Here is a 21,922-nt window from a genome sequence, read left to right as displayed (position 1 = left end):
CGTGTACGTGTCACGCGGTGTCCCGGGTTTCGGGTTTCTCGAGTTTCTTTTTCGGATGCTTGATAGCGACCACGCTAATACCCCATCCTCTGGTCAGCCAGCCTTGTTCACGCCTGAACACCCTTGGGCTTAGGCGCTATCTTGAGGAACAGGTTGTCCAGCGGTGAAGTGATGAGCACGTAGACGATTTTCGCCACGGGTTCGCTGCCGGGGTCTTTCAAGCGGCTCAGGTAATCCTGCACATGGGCCTTGAGCAAATCCTTCTGGGTGAGTTTGCGTTGCTCCGGCAATTTCAGGTGGGCCCGGGTATAGCGGTTGGGCGGTGCGTCGGCGGTGGCGTAGTGGAAATGGGCGTACCACAACACCACCGGCGGTTTTTGCGCCCTGTCGTACACCGCGTATTCGGTGAAAAAGTCTCCACTGAGGGTCGGGCGTTGCGGGTCGGCCTGGCTCGTGAGGTTGATATCGATCTGCTGGTGGTCCCAGAGGTAGGCGACGGCTTCCATTGTCGGCCACTGGCGTTTGTAGGCATCGCTGCAGATGCGCTTTGCCCAGCGATTGATGTCCTTGGCTTGCGCCAGGCATTCGTCAATCAGGTTCTGGGCCGTGGGCGCGTCGAGATGGTCGCGTTTGATTTCATTGGCGAGCTGGGTAAATTTTTCGGCTTGCGCGTTGAGCAGCGTGTCCCATTCGCCGGGATTGGCATCCTGGCGAGTGAGAGGGTTGTCCAGTTTCGCCTGGTCCGCCGCGACCAATTGCTCCAGGTCCTGGCGTTGTCCGATCAATCCCTGGGCTTCACTCTTGAGGGTCGCGAGTGAGCGAAGCTGCGGGGCCGGCGTCGAGGTAGTTGCCTCGTCGATGGGGGCCCAACCGTCCGTGTGCTGGTTATACGAAGCCAGGGTCTTGCCAAGCAACGTGTCGGTGATGGTGATGTGTTCCTCGCCGTTCTGCGCGTCGGCGGGCTTGAGCTCGCCGATCAGGTATTCCTTTTTACGGGTCTTGAACACGCGCTTTGCCGCAGGCTTGGCACGTAGCGTCTTGGACAGTGGCAGTTCGACCTTGAGGTCTTCCTGTTCTCTGACCACCGCCTCCAGTTCGTTTTGCGCCAACACCTTGGCGAATTCGAGGCCCTTGAGCACACGTTCGGCTTCGGGCCCCAACGCATCGGGCTTCAACGTCTTGAGGGCCCGCAGGGCGAACTCGGCTTGCTGGTATTTATCGAGAACTGTCTCGTAGACATTGCGTTGCTCGGCCAACGGGTATTCGGTACTGCTGCGTACCTCAATGTGGGATTTTAGGCCTATGTCCAGCCCGCACACTTGATAACGTGCCTTGTAATACCGCTGCAACGCCGACAGTGATGAAGGCATCTCGAAGCGTATTTGGCTCAGGCTGGTAAGCAGTTCCAGCGCACTGAGCTTGAGGTTGTCGGAGAAAAACAATTCAACGCTTGGAATACTTGCCAGCAGTTCTTGACGTACCGCGCGCGCTGTCGCCGACGCTTGTCCCAGGTGCTGGAGGCTAGCTTCCATGATGGCGGAATGGGCGACCATGTGTTCGAGGTAGTCGATGTAGCCCGTGGCCATCCGCAGGTTTTCGTCGATGGGGGTCGAGTCTCCCGCGACGATTCGCGGTTGCATCCGCTTGTGCCATTCCTCCAATGGCTCGCCTGCCTCGGTAACGATATGGAACTCCAACGCATTCAATTGCATCTTGTGGAGGAACATCTGCTGGTTCCAGACCTCTTTAACAATGGTTGCCGCATTGATCAGGGGCAGGCCGGCATTGGCGGCTTCCTCCAGCTGACGGGTCAAGGTGGTCAACTCCAAGTACACTGGCGAGGATTGGGCCAGTTGAGTTTCGAGTTGCTGCAGCAATACATCAAACTGGTTGCGAAGGCGTTTGTACTCAGAGATTTCAGTCTGTTGACGTACTTCCAGGTCTGGACGTTGGGTTTGCGAGGCCTTGAGCAGCAGATCCTGGATGATTCGCAGGGTCTTGAGTTGTTTCTCCAGACCCTGGAGGGCGGCTGCCAGTTGGGTTCCTGTCTGAATAATGGGTGCCATCAGGAACTTCGCCTCCGGAACGAGCTGGAGCAAGCGATCCGTCAACCGTTCGTTCTCAAGTTGTTTTTCACGGCGCAGCTCCTGCAACCGCTTGCGTCCGCCCCCCAGTAACTTGAGACCACGGTCCAGCGTCCAATGGCCGTTGCCGTCGGTTTTCAGCTTGATGCCCGGGTGGTCTGGTTTGAGCGGGTGAATGATAAAGACTTCACCGAAACCCGGCACGATGTTGACCCTGAACAGCAGGCCTCCCACCGAGGCATGCCATTGGTCGTTGATCTTGTACAAACCCCGATAGGGCCCGAGACTGATCGGCTCGGGAACAGGCGTGGGCCAGGGCACATTGACGCCCCGCAGTCTCTCGAGAAGCATCGCCGAGGCGCCATCACCGGCCAGGGAGCGATCAAAGTCCAACAGCGTGCGACCACCCCCCGGTGGCTCGGAAGGCAGGCCGACAGCGCCTCGTTCAACCACGGCCGGCCTGATCAAGCGCTGGCCTGGCAGTGGGTGCTTGAAGGGTGAGGGGATCGTGGCCTGTTCATCACGCTGGGATTCTTCGTGCGATGCGCCGGTCGATCCGTGATGCAACATAGCCATGCCGATATTGAGCAGCAGATCAATCCACGCCAGCTCCCTGGCTGTCGGATCGTTACTCTCCAGTGCCGGCAGGTCCTTCACTACGCCTTGCATGGCCTGCATCAGCCAACCGATTGTCGCCATGGGGCCGCGTACAGCCAGCAGCAGAGTGTTGAACCCTAGTTGCAGGCCTTCGAGGATAAGCGCCCAGCGGCTTTCACTGTTGGAGGTCGACTCCCGTTCGGCCTGATCCACCAGTTGCTGTGTTTCACTGCCGAACAGATATTCCATGAGGCTGCCGTTGCGCAGCGCCAGGCCTATTTCATCGTTGCTTTCGTCGTCGGCACCGGCCAGCTCGGCGGGCTTTGGCACGCTGGGCAGGCGGTCGAACTCCGAGCCCATGCCGACGCGCACGTAGTGAGGCTCGTTGAAACCGCCGTTGCTGTAGACCGCCCTGGACTGGTCCGGCAACCAGGTCAGCACGCTCTCCTGCAGGTCGCCGGGTTGCACGATGGCCGCCAGCAACTGTTCGCGATGGGGGTATTCCAACAGCGCCTCGGCATAGGCCGGTCGATACAGCAGGTGCGGTCCCGACTGCGTGTCGCGGGGTTCGATGACGAACATATTGCGCACCACATCCGCCTTGGCGCCTGGCTTGCGTACAAAGGCCAGCGGCCGGATGACAATATCCTCGCCATTGACCCGGCGCTCCAGCGGGTTCGGGTTGACCAGCGCTTTCACACACTCGAAACCACGCTGGGTGAGGCCGGCTTCACTCTTGATCAAACGCTCCAGTGCCTGGGTTTTCAGATGCAGGGGGCGCAGTTGCTCGAACAGGCCTTGACGCTTGCGTGCGGCCTCGGTCTGCCCCATCAGTTCCCGGCGCAGGTAAGCGGGGTAGTTTTTGCCGATGTCGACGCGTTGGACCAGTTGAAGGAGGTAATCGGGCGTCAGCCAGGCTTCGATTGCGCGGCCTTTGACGTGGCGTATGGTCATGCGGCCTTTGGGGCGGCCCGACAGGTTCTTCAGGGCCAGGTCGACCAGGTTCATGACGACAGGTTCGATGTAACCCCCTTCGATGATACCCACCGGCACATGAAAGGTCAGTTCCAGATCGCCAGCATCGTAGCCGGTCGCCAGCGCTTCATGGGTGCAGGCGCGCAGTCCGCCCTTGGCAACCGCGCGGTCCATGCACAACTGGTGGTTCACATGCGCGGTGGCATAGCCGCGCAGTGTTTCCAGGCTATCGAAGTCGGCGTCGCCAAGGGTCTGGCGCTTGAGGCTGGCGTGTTCCAGCAGGGTGTGTCGGTAGGCCAGGCGGTTGGCGGCGCTGGTGGCTTGCAGATGATCCGGCAGGGCGGCCTGGATGGCCGCCACCGTTGCCGGCGACGTGGCGTTTGATGGCGACAGCCACTGCGCAGGGTCGGTGGTGACGGCAAACAGGCGTTCCACTGCTTGTCGCGTGGATTGGGCGGGAAGCTGGATCGTCGCGAGATCGTCCAACTGCTGGTTCAGGATGAGCGCCGCTTGCACTTCGAAAATATTGCCATCGGGTTCGTACTGCTGCCAAGTGATGCGCTCGGCCATGAAGCGCTGTTGCAACTGCTCGCCCCACGCCTGGCCGAAGGTTTCCAGGTCGGGGTAGGTCTGGATCTCACCGTTGAGGCGAAAAAGCAGTGCTTGCTTGCCGCGCACCACCAGAATCTCGGTGCCTTGTACGGTCAGCCGCTTGCCGGCGCGTTGCAAGTGGGTTTCCAAGGTGTAGGCGTGGACCTCGTTGGCGGGGGCGGGGCTGAGCGCGCGCGATGCCCGGTCGGGATAACGGTTCAACGCGCTGAGTATTTCAATGTGCTGGGCAGTGAGGCCGGTCTGGCGTGTGGCGACTTCGAGCAACACACCTTGCAGCACATCGGCCAGCCACTTCCAGCGAACGCTCCCCGCGTCGCTGTCCTGTCCCCAGTACGCAGCCAAGGCTTCTTGAAAACCGATGAACAGCACCCGTGGCAGCTCCCGGATGAGGGCTTCGATAACCCGCAGGTCGAAGTCGCGGCGCTCTCCGTTCTCGTGAGAGCCAAGCCGGGTGCCAGTGGCATCGCTCAGGTAGCAATCCAGGTTCTGGCGTGCCGTCAGCTCGGGGAAACTGCCGTCGGCGATATGGTCAAGCGCAACGTCCAGCAACGGCAGCAGGGCGCGGCCACCGCCGTCACGGGGTACGGCCAGCCGAAGGTCGGCGACGGGCAGCGTCAGCGGTGGGTACTTCTCCACCAGGTGGGTGCCCAGCATTTGCGCGGTGACGGTACGCAAAGTGGGGCGCCCGAGAAATTGCGCAGCAACCGCTTGTCGTGTGGGGTCCGCCACTGGGGCGGGGGGCTGTACGGGCATGTGGGTTCCTTTACGTCGGATAAGAGTGCGTCCTTGCAAGGTAATGCCCAGCGTTGTCGCCATGCGGTAGCCCGCTATGGTTTTAGGCCCTGGCGGCAAACTGGCCTATGATTAGCGCTTTGAACCTGATGAAAGACTGTGATGACTGAGAATTTGCCTGCCGTCCTTGAAACCAGCGACATGCTTGAAATCGATGGGCTGCATGCCTTTGATTTTGAACTCGATAACGAAAAACTGCTGATCACCGCCATGGACGGCCGAGCAGAAAAACGCTGGCGTTTCAGCCTGGAACAGGTCAACGCCGCGACGTTCGATGACACCTTGCAAAGCTGGACCCTTACCGGTGATTCGGGCGAGCACCGCCTGATCTGCATGAGCGCCTTCACCGGCAACAATAACGACGAGGATGAAGCGGATGATGATGCGTAAATTCTGGCCGCTGCTGATGGCCGGCAGCGTGGGAGCGATGTCGGTGCAAGCCGCGCCGGCCGATACCTATGAACTGTTGGTGGGCAGCTACACCGCCGGCAGCAGTGAAGGGATCTACCGCCTGCAATTTGACAGCCGCACAGGCCAGTTCAGCGGTAAACCGGTGCTCGCGGCCAAAGCGCCCAACCCGTCCTGGCTGACAATCTCCAAGGACCAGAAGCACCTGTTCGTGGTCAACGAGAACGGCCCCGGCCAGAAGGACCCGGTCGGGCGCGTCAGCAGCTACAGCATCGATCCGCAGACTCGCCAATTGACCCTGATCAACCAGGTGCAGAGCCTGGGCAACGAGCCGACCCATTCCAGTGTGGCCGCCGATGGGCGCTATCTGTTCGTCGCCAACTATTCGGTCGTGGAAGACCCGGGCGGCAGCCTGGCGGTGCTGCCAGTCGATGCCACGGGCAAGCTGTCGCCTCCGGTGCAACTGAGCGGGCACCCGGCCAGCCGCGTGAACCCTGAGCGCCAGGCGTCCAACCATGTGCACTCGGTGGTGTCGTCGCCGGATGGCAAGTACGTGTTTGTACAGGACCTGGGGGCGGACAAGCTGTTTGCCTACCGCTACGATCCCAAGGCCAACCATGAGCTGCCATTGACCCCGGCCAATCCGGCCTCGGTGCAACTGCCGCCAGGCAGCGGCCCGCGTCACTTGTTGTTCAGCGCCGATGGCAAGCACGCCTGGCTGACCACTGAGATGAGTGCGCAGGTGGCAGTGTTCGACTACAAGGATGGCCAGTTGACCCAGACGCAACTGGTGGACTTCGCCGCCGGCCAACCGGTGTCCGACAAGGCCGGTGCCGCGTTGCACGCCTCCAGTGACGGAAAATTCCTCTACGTGAGCAACCGTGGCACGGCCAACCAGTTGCTGGTGTTCAGCATCGATCCGGCCACCGCGCACCTCAAGGAATTGCAACGTCGCTCGGTGGACGGTGACCACCCGCGCGAATTCAGCCTGGACCCCAGCGGTCGGTTCCTGCTGATCGCCAATCAGAAAAGCAACGAAATCGTCGTGGTCGAACGCGACCCCAAAACCGGCCTGCTGGGTAAAACCGTACAGAAATTGCCGATCGATGCCCCCAGCGACCTCAAGTTCCTGGTGCGTCAATAAGCCACAGGCCCCGCCGTGCGGGGCCTGACCCTTTCTATTAATTCTGTTAATAGCGGCTACTGTTTCAAAGCATTTCTAAGGTTCAGCCCTCGGGCGTAAGTTGGGTTCCAAGGCCTTCCCCGGCCACTCAACCAAACGAACACAAGGGTTACCGACATGAATCTGAATCTCTTCTCCATCATCGCCGCTTCCGCTGTTTCCGCCACTGTTGCCCTGCCTGCCGCAGCCAGCGTGGAAGTCACCGGCAAAAAATCCAGCACCAGCGCCTACACCCAGAAATACCTGCAACAGAGCGCCAACTTCTACGCCGCACTGGATCACAAGACCCAGCACTAAGCGGTAGGTCACTGAGATCAAATGTGGGAGGGGGCTTGCCCCCGATAGCAGTGGGTCAGCTACAGATTAGCTGACTGATCCACCGTCATCGGGGGCAAGCCCCCTCCCACATTTGATTGTGCCGGCCTCAGGGTTTTGTCATCACGGCGATAAATAGCGGTGAAGTAAGGACGCGCTGAAGCCAGGCTTGTAACCGTTGATACGGCGTCCCGGCGAACCACTCCCGATCCACATGGGCAAACTGGCGCACAAACGGCGCGAGGGCCATGTCCGCCAGGCTCGGATACCGCGCCAGCAAGTAGGCGCGTTCCGTCAGTAACCCTTCCAGCTTCTGCAAGAACACCTCGCCCTCGGCCCGATAATGTTCCATCGGGTATTCCGGGTAGCGGTCGGCGTACTTGTATCGATCCAAGTGATACTTGAAACCCTGGTCGTTCTCGGCAATCAGTGCCAATACCGCCGGGTCACCCTGCAGCAGCCAATCATCCGGGTCGTGCTGGGCCAGGGCCCATTGCATGATCTCCAGGCTCTCTTCAATCACGCGTCCGTCAACGCTCAGTACCGGCACCGTACCCTTGGGCGACAGTGCCAGCATCTCGGCCGGCTTGGCCTTGAGGCTGACCTCGATGATCTGTACGGGTACGCCTGAATAACGCAAGGCCAGGCGTGCCCGCATCGCATACGGGCAACGCCGGAACGAATACAGCAGCACCTCGCTCACTTCACCTCCAGGGTGCTCAAACCATTACCCTGGCGCTTGACCTGGATTTGGACCGGGATGCGTTCGTGCATTTCCTGCACGTGGGAAATCACCGCCACCTTGCGCCCCTGGGCCTGCAAACCGTCCAGCGCGTCCATCGCCAGTTGCAGCGATTCCGGGTCCAGGCTGCCGAAGCCTTCATCGATAAACAGCGACTCGATCTTCAAGGTGCTGGATGCCATCGAAGCCAGGCCCAAGGCCAACGCCAGTGACACCAGGAAGGTTTCGCCGCCGGACAACGAGTGCACCGAGCGCAGTTCGTCGCCCATTTCCGTGTCCATCACCAGTAGCCCCAACATGCTGCCGCCGCGCTTGAGGCGATAGCGGCGCACCAGTTGGCGCAATTGCACGTTGGCGTGGTGCACCAGCAGGTCGAGGTTGTAGGCCTGGGCGATCTTGCGGAAGGTGTCACCGGTAGCCGAGCCGATCAGTGCGTTCAGGCGCGCCCAGCGTTGCCATTCGTCATACGCCTTGGCGATCTGTTCGGCAAACGCCTGGTTGGCGTCCTGGCGGCGCTGGTCTTCGGACTGGCGCGCGCGCAGTTCGGCGCAGTGTTTCTCGGCCTCGGCCAACTGTTGGTTGAGCGTGGCCAGGGCGGTGTCCAGTTCATCGGCTTCGAAGTTGCCATTGTGCTGGGCTTGGTGTTCGGCGAGGCGTTGCTCACGTTCTTGCAGCAGGACCCTGGCCTGTTCGACGGCTTTCTCGCTGTGTTGCAACTGCTGGCGCAAGTGGCTGACCTGGGCGTCGTCGTAGGCCAGCAAACGGTCGAGGCCAGCGTCGTCGAGTTCCGGGTGCAGCGCGCGCCAGTCGTGCAGGCGCGTGTCGAGGCTGTGCTGTTCGGCCTGCAATGCCTGCTCGCGTTCCTGCTGGGCCTTGAGGTCGGCGGCCAGTTGGATCAGGGCGTTGTGGATGTCCTGCAGTTGTTGGTTGGCGTCGGTTTCGCTCTGGCGTGACTGTGTCACGGCGTGTTCCAACTGTTGCTGCCACTGCTCGGCGCTGGTGTGTTCACCGAGCAACGCGTTGAGTTTTTCCTGAGCCGCTTGCTGTTGGGTCGCCAGTTCGGTGACTTGCTGGAGCAGGGCGTCGAGTTGCTGTTGGCGATGCTGCTGGTGGGTCTGTTCCTTCTCGATCGCCTGTTGACGCTCTTGTTGCTCGGCCAATTCGTCGCGCTGATGGCCCAGCTGTTCCAGGCGCTGGCTGACCTGCTGGTCCAGCTGCATAAAGGTGGCTGCGGGCTCGGCGCGCAGACCTGCCAGGGTGTCTGCGGGCAGCAGGCTGGTGAAGGCACTCAGTTCCTGCTCAAGGCGTTCGCGGTCGCTGGCCAACTCGCGCTGCTGGTCCACCAGCAATTGACGGGCCTGCTGGCTTGCTTCCTGGGCGGCTTGCAGTTGTTGCTGCAGGCGCCCGGCGTTTTGTTGCAGGTTGAGCAGGGCGCCTTGGCGCTGTTCGTCCTGGGTGATGCTTTGGGTCAACTGGCCCAGTTGCTGCTCAAGCCAGGCGCTGCGCTTGGCCGGTTCCTGATTGAACAGCGACGCGGACAGCGGGTGTGCCTCCAGGCTCGGTTTCAGCGCTTGCTGTTGCGTCGCCAGGTGTTCCTGCTGTTGCAGGTATTCCTTTTGCTGGGCGATCAAACCGCCCACTTCGCCACGCAACTCCGTGAGTTTTTCCTTGAGGGTGTCCACCGCTTTCTGCGCGCTGGCTTCTTCGTTTTCGTCATGACGACCGAGGCTTTGCAGCAGGGCTTCGGGCTGGTGGTACGGGTGTTCGTGGCTGCCGCACACCGGGCAGGGCTGATCGTCCTGCAGCTGCTCGCGCAACTCCTCGACGCTGGCACTGCGGGCCAGGCGCTGGCGTTCCAGCAGTTGTCTGGTCACGTTCAGCGTTTGTTCGGCCACCGTCAGCTCGGCCTTGGTCTGCAAGCCGGTCTGGTTCAACTGCTCGCGTTGCTGTTGGGCCACGGTGAGCTTTTGCGTCAGGCCAGCGGCTTGCTGATCCAGCTGTTGCTGGTGGTCCCACAGGCGCGTCAGGTCTTCGAAGGCACGCTGCTGTTTGCGATTGTCTTGCAGCAGGCTGGCCAGCAATTGGATCTGCTCGGCCACGGCGTGAGGCTCGGCACCGGCCTCCTGGTACAGCAAGTCCAGGGCTTCGCGTTGCTGGGTGAACTGTTCGGCGGCGCGGGTTGCACGTTGCTCCAATTGCGACAGTTCGGCCTGGCCTTTATTCAGGCGGTTACCGATCAGCATCAGTTGTTGCAGGCGGTCGCGGTAGGCGGTCCACGCATCACTCAAGGGCGCGAGGGCGGCGCTGCGCTCAAGCTCGTTGGCCAGGCGTTGCAGGCGCTCCGCGACTTCGCTCTGTTTTTCCAGCAGGCCGGTGAGCCGGGCCTGGCCTTCGGTGCAGGCGCTTGCGTGTTGCTGTTTGTCCTCGGTGCGCTTGGCCAGCTCTTTGGTCAAGTGGGTGAGGGTGCTGTGTTCGTCGAACGCCTGGCGCAGCAAAGGCGCGGCATCCGCCTGGTTTTTCAGGGCTTGCGCCAAGGCGGTTTGCGCGCTGGCCAGTTGCTGCCGGGCCTGGTCCTGGCGGGCCTGCAATTCGGCTTGTTGCCGCGTATGGGACTGAATCTGCGCCGCCAACGGCGCCAGCTGTGTGCCGAGTTCCGCCTGGCGCACGAACAGATGACGCTGCGGCGCCAACTGTTCCAGGCGGCCGAGGTCCTGGCGTTGCGCGTCCTGGTTATTCCAATCGGCCTGTGCCTGCTGCAGCTGTTCGGTGGCGGCCAGTTGGCGTTCCTGCCATTCGCGCAGTTCCTTGAGCCAGGTGTGCTGAAGCTCCAACTGCTTGAGTTGGGCTTGATGGACCTTGAGTTGCTGCTGCGCGGCATCGAATTGCTGATCGAGCTCGGCACGGGCTTCAGGGGCCAGGGGCACCACGCCGGTGGCCTGGTCCTGCAACTGTTTGTGCGCGTCCCGGGCCTCTTTGGCCTTGTCGAAGGCACGCCGGCCCAGCTGGGTGTACAGGGCCGTGTCGGTGAGCTTTTCCAGCAGTTCGCTGCGCTCGTTGTCGTTGGCCTTGAGGAACGCACTGAACTCGCTCTGCGCCAGCAACACGGCGCGGGTGAACTGTTCGAAGTTCAGGCCCAGGGCCAATTCCAGCTGGGTCTTGTATTCGGTTTTCTGGCTGGCCAGCAGTTGGTCGCTGTCCAGGTCGATCAGGCTCTGGCGGCTGTTCTGCAACTTGCCGCTGGCCTTGTCGCGCGCGCGATTGGCTTCCCAGCGCGCGCGGTAGCGGCGGCCACTGACGCCGACAAAATCCACCTCGGCATAACCGCCACCGGTGCCGCGGCGCAGCAGGGTACGTGGGTCACCGATGGAGATGTCGCTGTCGGCATCCGGCATCTTCGCCTGGCCGGTATCACCCAGGCGTGGCACGGCGCCAAACAACGCCAGGCACAAGGCATCGAGCAAGGTGCTTTTACCGGCGCCGGTCGGCCCGGTGATTGCGAACAACCCGGCGCTGGCCAGGGGCTCGGCGGTGAAGTCGATCTCGAACGGGCCGGCCAGGGACGCGAGGTTTTTCAGGCGGATGGCGAGGATCTTCATGGCTGTTCCTCCTCTTGCTGCACTTCCTGGAGCAACACGGCGAAGTCCTTCAAGGTCTGTTCATCCACCTCGCTGCCGTAGCTGTCCTGCCAGGCGCGGCTGAACAATTCCTGAGGCGTGAGCTGGTCGAGTTCGATCAGGCGGTCGTCGCCTTCGTCCTCACGCGGGCCCTTGCCAGCGTACTCGGCAGCGATGCGCACCAGGCGCACAGCCTTGCCTTGCAGCGCGGCTTCGATTTGCTGACGCAGGTCGGGCTGCGGTTCGTCGAGCAGGACGCGCACTTCGAGCCAGGGGTGGCGTTGGGTTTCAGCCAGCAGGTCGATGTCCGGCAACTCGGCCAGGGCCTTGAGGATATCCGCCAGGGGCGCGGCTTCCAGACGTTGCAGGTCGACCGAACGCGGGATCAGGATGGGTTCGACGCTCACCAGGCATTGGCCCTGGAACACCACATCGAGGATCTGGTGCTTGTAGCCGATTTCGGAAAACGACAGTGGGATCGGCGAGCCACTGTAGCGAATACGTTCTTCGCCATTGACCTTTTGCGGCTTGTGCAAATGGCCGAGGGCAACATAGCCGACACTTTTATCGAACAGGCTGGCCGGCAGCGCCTCGGCATTGCCGATGATCAGGCTGCGCTCGGAGTCTTCCGACACCGAACCACCGGCCATGTGCGCATGGCTGATGGCAATCAGCGCCTGGCCTTTTTTGCGCTTGGCGTTGGCCGCGGCGATCAGCCATTCATGCACCTGGCCGATACCCCGCAGGTAGTCGTCACCCAGGTGCGCGCCGGTGACTTCCGCCGGGCGCAAAAAGGGCAGGGCCAGGCACCACGCGGCAACCTTGCCTTTGGCGTCGGGCAGCGGGATCAGCAGCCGTTCGGCGTCGAGCTGGCCATCGTCCAGCCACAGCACGCGGCCGAGAGCATGGGTGTGCAGGCGGCGCATCAACGGTGCCGGCAGCTCGATACGTGAGCCGGAGTCGTGGTTGCCAGCGATCATCACGATGGTCAGCTTGGGGTTTTGTTCGTGGGCGCTGATGATGAAGTCATACAGCCGCTCCTGGGCCTTGAGCGGCGGGTTGACCGTGTCGAAGATATCGCCGGCGATGAGCAGAGCGTCCGGCTGATGGGTCTTGAGCTGGCCCAGCAGCCATTCGAGGAAACAGGCGTGTTCGAAGTCGCGTTCCTGGCCGTGGAGGTTTTGACCCAGGTGCCAGTCGGAGGTGTGAAACAGACGCAAGGCGAACTCCGTGGAATAGATGAAAAGGAGGGGAGTTTACCTGTAATGCGACCCTGCTGCCCCAGGCGATACAGATTCAATGTGGGAGGGGGCTTGTTCCCGATGGCGGTGGGTCAGTCAGTGCATTTCTATCTGACACATCGCCTTCGCGAGCAAGCCCGCTCCGTGCCAAGGGTTAGAATATTTCTCTGAAAAAACGCAAAGTAAAATGTTATTAAATGCCGATCCCATAAGTGGGCGGCAGGATTAGGAAACGCCTTACTTATTCCTGCACTAAAAAATGACAGGACTTTCCTTCCAGAATTTAGGAAGTAGCTGGCTTACTTTGATAAAAAATTCATGCAGCCTGGCAAGCGTGGAGTGGTCAAGTAACGCGCTCCTCGTGTGATGCGCTTTTGTGTTTTCTTAATATTGATGGAGATTATTATGAAAAGCCTTATTGCATTTCCGCTTGCTGTATTGATGTTTGTTTCCTTTCAGGCTTCTGCGTTGTGTTTGAATATTGCTGATAGTTATACCGGGATAATGCAGCCCAATGATGAGATCACGGTATATGGTCCATTTAAAATAACCGGTGCCAATGGCTGTTCTGCCGCGAATATCGATGCAACGGTTTCAGCGGGAGGAGCGGGAAGTGCTCCGGCGATTTTTATTGAGCGTGAAGTAGGCTCTTCCTGGAGCAGAGTGTCATTCAGTATCGGCACTAACGCGTCTTACGTGGGGCCATTCGGTACCTATCGAGTACGGCTGAAGAACGAAACCAGTGCGTCTAAATCCTATTCAGGTACGGTAAGATACGGGCGCTAGACGGGCAGGCGGCGCGTCAGGTTGAACCTGGCGCGCCTTGACTCATACGTCAAAGTCAAGCGTACTCATTTATTGATAAATCATTACTAGTGGACTTGATAAAGTACGCCAATGCACCAACAGCTTGATTTGCGCTGACCATCCCTTGCAAGTGGTCCATGGCACCGTCTTGCATTGCAACCATTGGTTCACTTTTGAAAAAAGCCCGCGTATCTTCCAGTTTCTCGTTGAATAGCGCGATGGCATTAAATTTTACGTGGGTGTTAGTTTGGCGACCATTGGCATCCGATGCACCATCTCCAGAAATGAACATCCCAAAAGCGCGTTGGCTGATCATTCCGTCGTCGTAGAGCCTTCTGCCGACTTTCTTAAGCTCATCCGTACTGATTGACGTCATATCATAATCTTTCAAAAACTCCTTAAGCTGACTGATCTTCTCCTGATCGCCAACCTTCAATGTATCCGCCGCCTCGGAGGCTTCGGTAATGGTGAATGCATTCGTGACTTGCTGCGGATTTTTGATGGTATAAGCGTCTGTTTGCTTACTTAATGGCGGATAGGAAACATTCAACGTAATGGCCATTTTAAAAACTCCATTAATCGAAAGCTACATCGCTTTATCGGCGTCGCCTGTCCTATCTTGAGTAGTGACCTTGGCTACTTGGGATACAGCGGCGGCAGGCTGGTGGTATCCGCCGCCGGGTCCGGTTCGCGCTCAGCTATCGGAATCGCCTTCACCGCACGCCACAGGTCTTCACCCAACCAGAAATGCCCGCTCTCGCTGTACAGTGCACCATTCAAGCCGTCCAACGCGTCCGACAGCGGCACAAACCGCGCCGCCATATCCGCCAGGGTTTCCGGCTGTTGCCGCGCCCAGGCGTCAAGGGCCTGTCGGGTGGCTTGGGGGTCGTTGGCCTGGGTGGCGCGTTTAAGGTCATCGAGCAGGGTGCGCGGGCTCGGGCCGGTCTGTGCGGCGCGCTGCACGGCCGGTTGCCGGCGTGCACGCCACCACAGGCCAAAACCCAGCAGGGTGGTGCAGGCCAGGATCAGCGTACTCAGTTGCCACAGCCAAAGGCGTTCATCGTCCGGTGCGGTGATCACCGTCGGCGTAGCGGGGGTATCCACGGCCAGGCTCGGGTTGATGGCGACCTGCAAGGTGCGCGCCGGCAGGCTGGTGCGTTCGAGGTGGTCTTCGTGGGTGTTCCACCACACCACGTCCACGGCGGGCAGTTCCAGGTTGCCGGCGCGAGTGGGCACCAGGGCCTCGCGGTCTTCGCGGCTGCCGATCAGGCCATGGTCGCTGGTCTGGTTGCCGAGCACCGGCTGGTCCGGGTAACGGCGCAGGCCGTTGATTTCGGTGCTGGGCAGCGCCGGCAGTTGTGCGCTGGAAAGACCCTCGGCCTTGACCGTAAGGCTGCGGGTCAGGGAGTCGCCGACCTGCACATGCTCGGGCTCCGGGTTCCAGTGTTCGCTCAAGGTCAGGCTGCGTGCCGGCAACCACGGCGCACCGGCGGGATACAGCGCCGGTTTGGGTTTGACCACCAGCGGCAGCTCTGCGGAACTCACGTGGATCAACTTGCCCGGCTTGGTGCCTTGCAGGGTGTTTTCCTGGGGCGGGCGCGATTCCACCAGGGTCGCGCTGAAGGTCTGCGTCGGGATCGCCAACGTGCCGCTGTGCTGCGGGTAGATCGCGTAGCGGGTCTCGATCACGCCGTGGCGGATGCTGTTGATGACCTTTTCATAGGTGCGCGACTCGCCCAACTGCTCCACACGCGCATCGGCAATCTGCAACGGCGTGAGGCTGCTGTCGTCATACAGCGACACCGAGTGGTAGACGCGCACGGTCAACAGCGCCTGCGCCTGGACATAGACGCTGGTCTGGTCGAGGTTGGCCTCGATAAATACCGGCGCCAGCTCGGCAGCGGTGTTCTGGCTGGCGGTCTCCACCACTTGCAGGCTGATCGCCTGGGTCTTGTGTTCGCCCACTTGCAGGGGCGGGATGACCACCGTGCCGTTTTCCCTGGGCAGCAGGGTGATGATCCAGCGCGTGGTGGCGTGGTTGTCGCCGCCCAGCGTGGTGAGTTGGTTGATCTGCCGCGTGCCGCTGACTTCGAACTGCGCATCCAGCGGCGACAGGTCGGGTTTGCCGAACTGAGTGACGTCGCTGGACTCCACCGTCAGTTCCACCGTTTCCCCGGAGTTGACGCGGCTGCGGTCGACGCTGGCGACCAGGCTCGCCGCCTGGGCGTGGCCGGCCGACAAGGCGAGCAGAAGCAGTAGGGTGGTGCGGCGGCTCATCGAGTCTTGTCCTGATGTTGTTGCTGTTCGTACCAGAATTTGCGGCGCAGCAGTTCGCCGGGGTTGTCCGGGATCTCTTGCAGCCATTGCTCCAGGGCCTGGCGATGTTCACCGTCGAGGCTGGCCTCGCTAGGCCGCAGCGGTGGGGTGGTGGTCTGTTCGTCGCCCAGTTCGCTGCCCGGTACTTCATTACCCACGGTTTGCGGCGTGTTGCCGGGGTCGGTGTCGCCAGTGCCGGCTTGACCCTGGCCCTGGGATGACTGTTCGCCGCCTGTGGCGTTTTGCCCGGTGGCGCCCGGTTGCGCAGTTTGGCCGGGTTGGGTGGTTTCGTCATCCTCGTTTTTTGCCGCAGGAGACGGCTCCGGCTGGGCCTGTTCCTGCATAAGGGTTTCTACCAGCGCTTTGTTTTTCAGCGCCGGTTGCAGGTCGGGCTGGGCTTCGAGGGCTTGCTCGTAGGCGTCGATAGCGGCTTCCAGTTCCCCGGATTTTGCCAGCGCATTGCCCCGATTGTAGTGGGAGTAGGCGTCATTGCCTTCGGCAAACAGCTTGATGGCCTCGGCATAGTTGCCGGCCTCGTAAAGCGCCACGCCCTTCCACTGCGGGTCCTGGAAGTGTTCGGCGGCTTCGGCCGGGCGTTTTTTCTTCAGCAGATATTGGCCCTGCTGGTCGGGACGCAGCCACAGGTCTTGCAGGCCGAAGGCGTAGCTGGGTTGCGGTGCAATCAACAGCAGCAACGGCAGGCAGAACAACCAGCCGCGCCGACCGGCGCAGGCGGCCAGTAGCAACAGCGGCAGGAGCAGCCAGTAGCCCTGGTCGGCCCAGGTGTCGAGGTGCAGCAACTGGCCGTCGTTGCGCAGGGTTTGCGGTGGGTCGAGCACGCCGAGCTGGCGCAGGTCCTTGTCGTCCAGCCGCGCAGCGCGGTAGCGGCCACCCATTTCGCTGGCGAAGGCCTTGAGGGTCGGGCTGTCCAGGCGCGGCACCAGGATCGCGCCTTGTTCGTCCTTGAGGAACTCGCCGCTTTCCTGGGTCACCGGCGTGCCCTCGCGGCTGCCGATGCCGAGGATCGACAAGCTCGGCGCCTGGCCGCTTTGCAGCAACAGGCGGATGCCCTGGCGCTCCTGTTTGGACAGCGAAGAACCGATCAGCAACAGGCGCCCCTGGCCGAGGCCGCCTTGTTTGAGCAGGCCCAGGGCCTTCTCGACGGCCAGGTCGGCGCGGTGGCCGGGTTCGGGCATGATCGAGGGGCGCAAGGCCTCCAGCAGGTTGCGGCTGGTGGCCAGGTCGTCCGACAGCGGCACCAGCGTGTGGGCGCTGCCGGCATAGACGACAATGGCGGTTTGCGCATCGGTGCGCGCCTGCAACAGGTCGTACAGCTTGCGCCGCGCCTGCTCCAGGCGGTTGGGCGGGCTGTCGGTGGCGAGCATTTCCGGGGTCAGTTCCAGCAACACCACCAATGGGTCGGACGGCTTCTGGCTGGACTGCTCGACTCTTTGCCAACTGGGGCCGAGCAACGCCAGCACTGCCAACAGCCAGGCGATGCCCAGCACCACCCAGGGCGATTTGCTCTCGCGGCCGTTGCCACCGCTGAGCAATACCGCGTGGAAGGCCGGCGGCAGGATCATTTGCCAGCGCCCGGCGCGCTTTTGCCGGTGCCACAGATGCCACAGCAGCCAGCCGAGCAACGGCAACAGCAACAACCACCAGGGACGGAACCAGTGCGGCCACAGGTCGATCATCGACGCCTCCGCAAACGCAGGCGTTTGAGGCGCTGGCGCCATTCCGGGTGTTGCTGCAGGAAAATCCCCTTGCTCGACAGCTTATTGAAAACGCGTTGCAGGGCGTTGTTCGGCCAACGTTCCTGGATCACCAGCAACATGCTCAGCACCAGCGCGAGGGCCAGCGGCGCGCTGTACAAGGCCAGGGCGGGCCGCGCCTGGGTGGGTTGTTGTTCGACAGGTTCGAGCTTGTCGAGGGTTTGCTTGATCGCTTGCAACTCTTCGCCATCACGTGCTCGGAAGTACTGGCCGTGGGTGGCTTCGGCGATGGCCTTGAGCGCCGGTTCGTCGAGGTCCAGGCTCGGGTTGACGCCAAGGATGCCCAGGGAACCCGTTTGCTCCGGGTCGGCGCCGATGCCGATGGGGTAGATCTTCACGCCTTCTTCGGCCGCCAGGCGCGCAGCGGTCAGCGGGTCGATCTGCCCGGCATTGTTGGCGCCGTCAGTGACCAGGATCAGCACGCGGCTCTGCGCCGGACGCTGGCGCAGGCGTTTCAAGGCCAGGCCGATGGCATCGCCAATCGCAGTGTTCTTGCCGGCAATGCCGATGCGCGCTTCATCCAGCCAGGTGCGCACGGTGCGGCGGTCGAACGTCAGCGGTGCCTGCAGGTAGGCCTGGCTGCCGAACAGGATCAGGCCGACGCGATCACCCTCACGACCCTCAAGAAAGTCGCCGAGCAGGTGCTTGACCAGGCTCAAGCGACTCACGTCTTCGTCCTGCCAGTTCATATCGGGAAAATCCATGGAGCCGGACACGTCCACCGCCACCAGCAGGTCGCGGCCACTGGCGGCGATGGGCAGTGGCTCACCGAGCCATTCCGGGCGTGCGGCGGCGGTCAACAGCAGCAACCACAGCACCACGAACGGCGCTTGCTGGCGCCAGCCCGGCAGGTTGACGCGGGCGCGGCGACGGGCCAGGCCTTCGAGGTCGCTGAGGTAGCTGACTTTCAATGCGGGCTCACCACTGTCGGCGGCGGGCAGCAGCAGGCGCATCAACCAGGGCAATGGCAACAGGGCAAAGATCCACGGCCAGGCGAACTCAAACATGTTTGCGAATCCAGGTATCGACCGCTTGGGTCAGGCCGGCGATGGCCTTGTCGTCGAGTCTGCATTCGGGTTTGTAGGCGCCTTCCACCAGCACCATCCAGCGCGTGAGGCCGGCGGCAGGGCAGCGGTTGTCGAGGAACGCCAGCCATTTGCGGCCGTTGAGGGTGTGGCTCTGGCTGTAGGGGTAGTCGTTGCGGCACAGGCGCTTGAGCAGGCCGTTGAGCTGTTGCAGCCAGGCGCCGGCAGGCGCGCCGTCGTAGGGTTTGGGCATCAGCGCCAGTTCCGCCAGGGCGGCAATGCGCAGCGGGTCCAGCGGTTGTTCGGCGCGAGCCACGGGGCGGCGGGCCGGCAGGAAACGGCGCAGGGACCACAGGCCCCAACCGAGCAACGGAATCACCAGCAGCAACAGCCACCAACCTGGCGCAGGCGGCCAGAACCCGATGGCGGGCGGGGCGATCAGCGGTTGCAGTTGGTCCAGGCTGCTCATTGTTTTTTAACCGGGCGTTGCGGGTTGAGGTATTCGCGCAATTGCTCGACCATTTCGCTCTGGGTGCTCAAGGGCATCAACAGCACACGCAGTTTCTGCGCGAGCAGTTCCCAGCGGGCAATGCGCGCTTCGGCCTGGGCCTTGTAGGCCTGGCGCAGGTCGAAGTTGAGTGTGTCCAGTTCCAGCTGGGCGCCGCGTTCGGCGAAGCGCAACAGCCCGGCGGCGGGCAGGGCGTGGTCCAGCGGGTCGGAGATCGGCAGCAGCAACAGGTCGCAGTGGCGTGACAGCAGGCTGAGTTGTTGCTCGGCGCCCTCGGTCAGCGCGCGTTCATCGCAGATCACAATCACCAGGCTGCCGGGGCGCAGCACTTCGCGGCCACGGCGCAGGGCCATGCCGAGGGCGTCGGCTTCGGGGCGGCTCTCGGTGTTCAGGCTCTGGTTGACTCGCACCAGGCGGTTGAGCAATTGCAGCAGGCTTTGTTTGCTGCGCCGGGGCTTGATTTCGTAGTGCTCGCTATCGCCGAACACCAGCCCGCCCACGCGGTCGTTGTGGCCCAGCGCGGCCCAGCCGATCAGGCTGGCCGCCTGTGCCGCCAGCACCGACTTGAACATTTGCCCGGAGCCGAAAAACAGCCGGCAGCTTTGCTCCACCATGATGAAGATGGGCCGCTCGCGCTCTTCATGGAACAGCTTGGTGTGCGGCTCCTGGGTGCGCGCCGTCACGCGCCAGTCGATGGTGCGCACATCGTCCCCGGCCTGGTACACGCGCACCTGGTCGAAGTCCACACCGCGTCCGCGCAGTTTGGAGTGGTGCAGGCCGATCAGCGGGCTGCGCTGGCTTGGGGTGGAAAACAGCTGCACTTCGCGCACGCGATGGCGCATCTCGATCAACTCGCTGAGCGTGATGCGGATCCCATCGCCTGCGTTCATGGGTTTCAAGCGACGGCAACGACGTCGAGAATGCGTTGCACCACGCGGTCCTGGTCGATGCCGGCGGCTTCGGCTTCGAACGACAGGATGATGCGATGGCGCAGCACGTCGAACAGCACCGCCTGGATGTCTTCCGGGCTGACGAAGTCGCGACCGGCCAGCCAGGCATGGGCGCGGGCGCAGCGGTCGAGGGCGATGGAGCCGCGAGGGCTGGCGCCGTAGGCGATCCACTCGGCCATCTCCGGATCAAATTTGGCCGGCGTGCGCGTGGCCATGACCAGTTGCACCAGGTATTCCTCCACCGCGTCGGCCATGTACAGGCCGAGGATTTCCTTGCGTGCGGCGAAGATCGCCTGCTGGCTGACGCGGCGTTCCGGCTTGGTTTCGCCGTTGAGCGCTTCGCCACGGGCCTGTTGCAGGATGCGTCGCTCCACGGCGGCGTCGGGGAAGCCGATCTTGACGTGCATCAGGAAACGGTCGAGCTGGGCCTCCGGCAGGGGGTAGGTGCCTTCCTGTTCGATGGGGTTTTGCGTGGCCATCACCAGGAACAGCGGCGACAGGTCATAGGTACTGCGCCCGACGCTGACCTGGCGCTCGGCCATGGCTTCCAGCAGCGCCGATTGCACCTTGGCCGGGGCGCGGTTGATTTCGTCCGCCAGCACCAGGTTGTGGAAGATCGGGCCCTGCTGGAACACGAAGCTGCCGGTTTCCGGGCGATAGATCTCGGTGCCGGTGATGTCGGCGGGCAACAGGTCGGGGGTGAACTGGATACGATGGAACTGCGCTTCGATCCCTTCGGCCAACTCTTTGATGGCCTTGGTCTTGGCCAGGCCCGGCGCGCCTTCCACCAGCATATGGCCGTCGGCGAGCAAGGCGATCAACAGGCGATCGATGAGTTTTTCCTGGCCGAGAATCTGCGTAGAAAGAAAGGTTCGCAGCGCAAGCAGCGCTTCACGATGTTCCATCGATGACGGTTCCTGGAGAGATGAGCCTTGGCGTTGTGAAAAATGCCAAGACCTGGGGCGTCTACTTTAATGCATCGAGGGGGGTGGCGACTAACGGCGTGACGGGTATTTTTGGCAAATCTTGTAGGAAATTTGTGTGGGAACGCGGTCGATGTGGGAGGGGGCTTGCCCCCGATTGCAGTGGGTCACACGCAGATGCAGGAACTGGTTCGCCGCTATCGGGGCAAGCCCCCTCCCACATTTGATTGTGGGTGCCGCTTAAATTCGGGTGAAAGTGCCGGTGCCTTTCAGGATGTTTTGCAGGGTTTGCTCGACTTCGGCCATATCCGACGCCGCCGTGGCGTGGGTAATCTCCAGCTGGTCCTTGCCACCCAAGGCATCGGCATCCCCGGCAGCCAATTCGACCAGCAGGGTAGTGTCACTGAGCGTGACCTTCAGCCCATCCAGCGTCGAGGGCTCGTAATCCCAGGTCAGTTCCACTTCGTCCTCATCCGGGTAGCGGGTCAGCATGAACATTTCGCCGTTCTTGCCGTGGCAGCAGAGCATCGCCATGTTGTCTTCTTCGTCGTCGCACGGCGTGGCCATCAGGGCGTCGGTTTTCAGTTGCAGCATGGGCAATCCTGTCTGGGGGAGGGCGTAATGCGCGCAATTGTGCCATTGCGGCGAATTTTGTGCTGCTTCCTGTGTCAGAACTCGTGCATGACCTGGCGGGCAATATCGGTCATTTCTGATACTCGCCGGCGTGGAAATAGCCGGTTTTTCTCCCGGAAATGATGGGTTGCCCAAGTCGCAACCCGGCGCCTGCTTGCCGATGACCGAATATGTCGCAGCGTCGCAAGCAGCTGGCTTCCCACACTCGTTAAGCTGCACAACGGATGTGCATGAGCCTGGCGCCTGACCTGCCCGTCGTACCGTCACCCGGCAAGGTGCACATCTTATGGAAGTTGTATGTGACCTCATTGTCTTGTCCAGCTTCACCCACCTGTCACCCTGATTCGTTTATGGTGCTTAACTCGTCACCCAGCGAACAGCGCTGACGGTCTCCCCGCAAGGGGATAACACGCGACGCTTCC

At 61.8% G+C, this 21,922-nt stretch carries 16 protein-coding genes; 4 read left to right on the top strand and 12 right to left on the bottom strand.

From position 1 onward, the window contains the following. Positions 1-107: 107 nt before the first annotated feature. Positions 108-5,021 (bottom strand): dermonecrotic toxin domain-containing protein, encoded by a 4,914-nt coding sequence (locus LUU92_RS15675; RefSeq protein WP_257102254.1) that lies wholly within the window; start codon positions 5,019-5,021, stop codon positions 108-110. A 141-nt stretch (positions 5,022-5,162) separates the two neighbouring features. Here LUU92_RS15675 and LUU92_RS15670 point away from each other — a divergent pair, with 141 nt between their 5' ends. The 3 genes from LUU92_RS15670 to LUU92_RS15660 all read left to right on the top strand — a co-directional run bounded on the left by LUU92_RS15670 (position 5,163) and on the right by LUU92_RS15660 (position 6,948). Further along, entirely contained in the window at positions 5,163-5,450 is a 288-nt protein-coding gene (locus LUU92_RS15670) for a DUF5629 family protein (RefSeq protein ID WP_092244220.1), read from the top strand. Next, positions 5,437-6,612: a lactonase family protein gene (locus tag LUU92_RS15665; protein WP_257102253.1), complete on the top strand. Its 1,176-nt coding sequence runs from the start codon at positions 5,437-5,439 to the stop codon at positions 6,610-6,612. The genes LUU92_RS15670 and LUU92_RS15665 overlap by 14 nt, the downstream gene beginning before the upstream one ends. A gap of 156 nt (positions 6,613-6,768) precedes the next feature. Continuing rightward, positions 6,769-6,948, top strand: coding sequence for a hypothetical protein (locus tag LUU92_RS15660; protein WP_058424118.1), 180 nt, complete (start codon positions 6,769-6,771; stop codon positions 6,946-6,948). Positions 6,949-7,075: 127 nt separating this feature from the next. Here the strand turns inward: LUU92_RS15660 and LUU92_RS15655 are convergent, their stop codons facing one another. From LUU92_RS15655 to LUU92_RS15645, 3 genes are read right to left on the bottom strand one after another with little or no spacing between them, the layout of a single operon-like run. Continuing rightward, positions 7,076-7,669 carry a glutathione S-transferase gene (locus LUU92_RS15655; RefSeq protein ID WP_257102252.1) on the bottom strand — a complete coding sequence of 198 codons (594 nt, stop codon included), beginning with the start codon at positions 7,667-7,669 and terminating at the stop codon, positions 7,076-7,078. Further along, positions 7,666-11,304, bottom strand: a complete 3,639-nt coding sequence (locus LUU92_RS15650; RefSeq protein WP_257102251.1) for an AAA family ATPase — start codon at positions 11,302-11,304, stop codon at positions 7,666-7,668. The genes LUU92_RS15655 and LUU92_RS15650 overlap by 4 nt, the downstream gene beginning before the upstream one ends. Continuing rightward, a complete protein-coding gene (locus tag LUU92_RS15645; protein WP_071487955.1) occupies positions 11,301-12,542 on the bottom strand; it encodes an exonuclease SbcCD subunit D C-terminal domain-containing protein in 1,242 nt (413 codons plus the stop codon). The genes LUU92_RS15650 and LUU92_RS15645 overlap by 4 nt, the downstream gene beginning before the upstream one ends. Before the next feature lie 426 nt (positions 12,543-12,968). Here LUU92_RS15645 and LUU92_RS15640 point away from each other — a divergent pair, with 426 nt between their 5' ends. Continuing rightward, positions 12,969-13,349 (top strand): hypothetical protein, encoded by a 381-nt coding sequence (locus LUU92_RS15640; RefSeq protein ID WP_257102250.1) that lies wholly within the window; start codon positions 12,969-12,971, stop codon positions 13,347-13,349. Positions 13,350-13,404: 55 nt separating this feature from the next. Here the strand turns inward: LUU92_RS15640 and LUU92_RS15635 are convergent, their stop codons facing one another. The 8 genes from LUU92_RS15635 to LUU92_RS15600 form a co-directional block, all read right to left on the bottom strand. After that, positions 13,405-13,932, bottom strand: a complete 528-nt coding sequence (locus LUU92_RS15635; protein WP_257102249.1) for a hypothetical protein — start codon at positions 13,930-13,932, stop codon at positions 13,405-13,407. A gap of 74 nt (positions 13,933-14,006) precedes the next feature. After that, positions 14,007-15,647, bottom strand: a complete 1,641-nt coding sequence (locus LUU92_RS15630; RefSeq protein WP_257102248.1) for a BatD family protein — start codon at positions 15,645-15,647, stop codon at positions 14,007-14,009. Continuing rightward, complete coding sequence (locus LUU92_RS15625; RefSeq protein WP_257102247.1) at positions 15,644-17,383, bottom strand: tetratricopeptide repeat protein; 1,740 nt, start codon at positions 17,381-17,383, stop codon at positions 15,644-15,646. Before LUU92_RS15625 ends, LUU92_RS15630 begins: the two co-directional genes overlap by 4 nt. Continuing rightward, positions 17,380-18,468 carry a vWA domain-containing protein gene (locus LUU92_RS15620; protein WP_071487951.1) on the bottom strand — a complete coding sequence of 363 codons (1,089 nt, stop codon included), beginning with the start codon at positions 18,466-18,468 and terminating at the stop codon, positions 17,380-17,382. The genes LUU92_RS15625 and LUU92_RS15620 overlap by 4 nt, the downstream gene beginning before the upstream one ends. Further along, positions 18,461-18,955, bottom strand: coding sequence for a DUF4381 domain-containing protein (locus LUU92_RS15615; protein ID WP_071487950.1), 495 nt, complete (start codon positions 18,953-18,955; stop codon positions 18,461-18,463). Before LUU92_RS15615 ends, LUU92_RS15620 begins: the two co-directional genes overlap by 8 nt. Next, positions 18,952-19,884: a DUF58 domain-containing protein gene (locus LUU92_RS15610; protein WP_071487949.1), complete on the bottom strand. Its 933-nt coding sequence runs from the start codon at positions 19,882-19,884 to the stop codon at positions 18,952-18,954. The genes LUU92_RS15615 and LUU92_RS15610 overlap by 4 nt, the downstream gene beginning before the upstream one ends. A gap of 5 nt (positions 19,885-19,889) precedes the next feature. Next, positions 19,890-20,849, bottom strand: coding sequence for an AAA family ATPase (locus LUU92_RS15605; RefSeq protein ID WP_003174327.1), 960 nt, complete (start codon positions 20,847-20,849; stop codon positions 19,890-19,892). A 258-nt stretch (positions 20,850-21,107) separates the two neighbouring features. Next, on the bottom strand, positions 21,108-21,461 hold the full coding sequence (locus tag LUU92_RS15600) for a hypothetical protein (protein WP_071487948.1): 354 nt from the start codon (positions 21,459-21,461) through the stop codon (positions 21,108-21,110). Positions 21,462-21,922: the final 461 nt, after the last annotated feature.

It is taken from the genome of Pseudomonas extremorientalis, from assembly GCF_024584605.1.
Classification (GTDB): Bacteria; Pseudomonadota; Gammaproteobacteria; order Pseudomonadales; family Pseudomonadaceae; genus Aquipseudomonas; species Aquipseudomonas extremorientalis.
The sequence above is the reverse complement of the archived record's forward strand: the minus strand, read 5'-3'. Positions and strand labels throughout refer to the sequence as shown.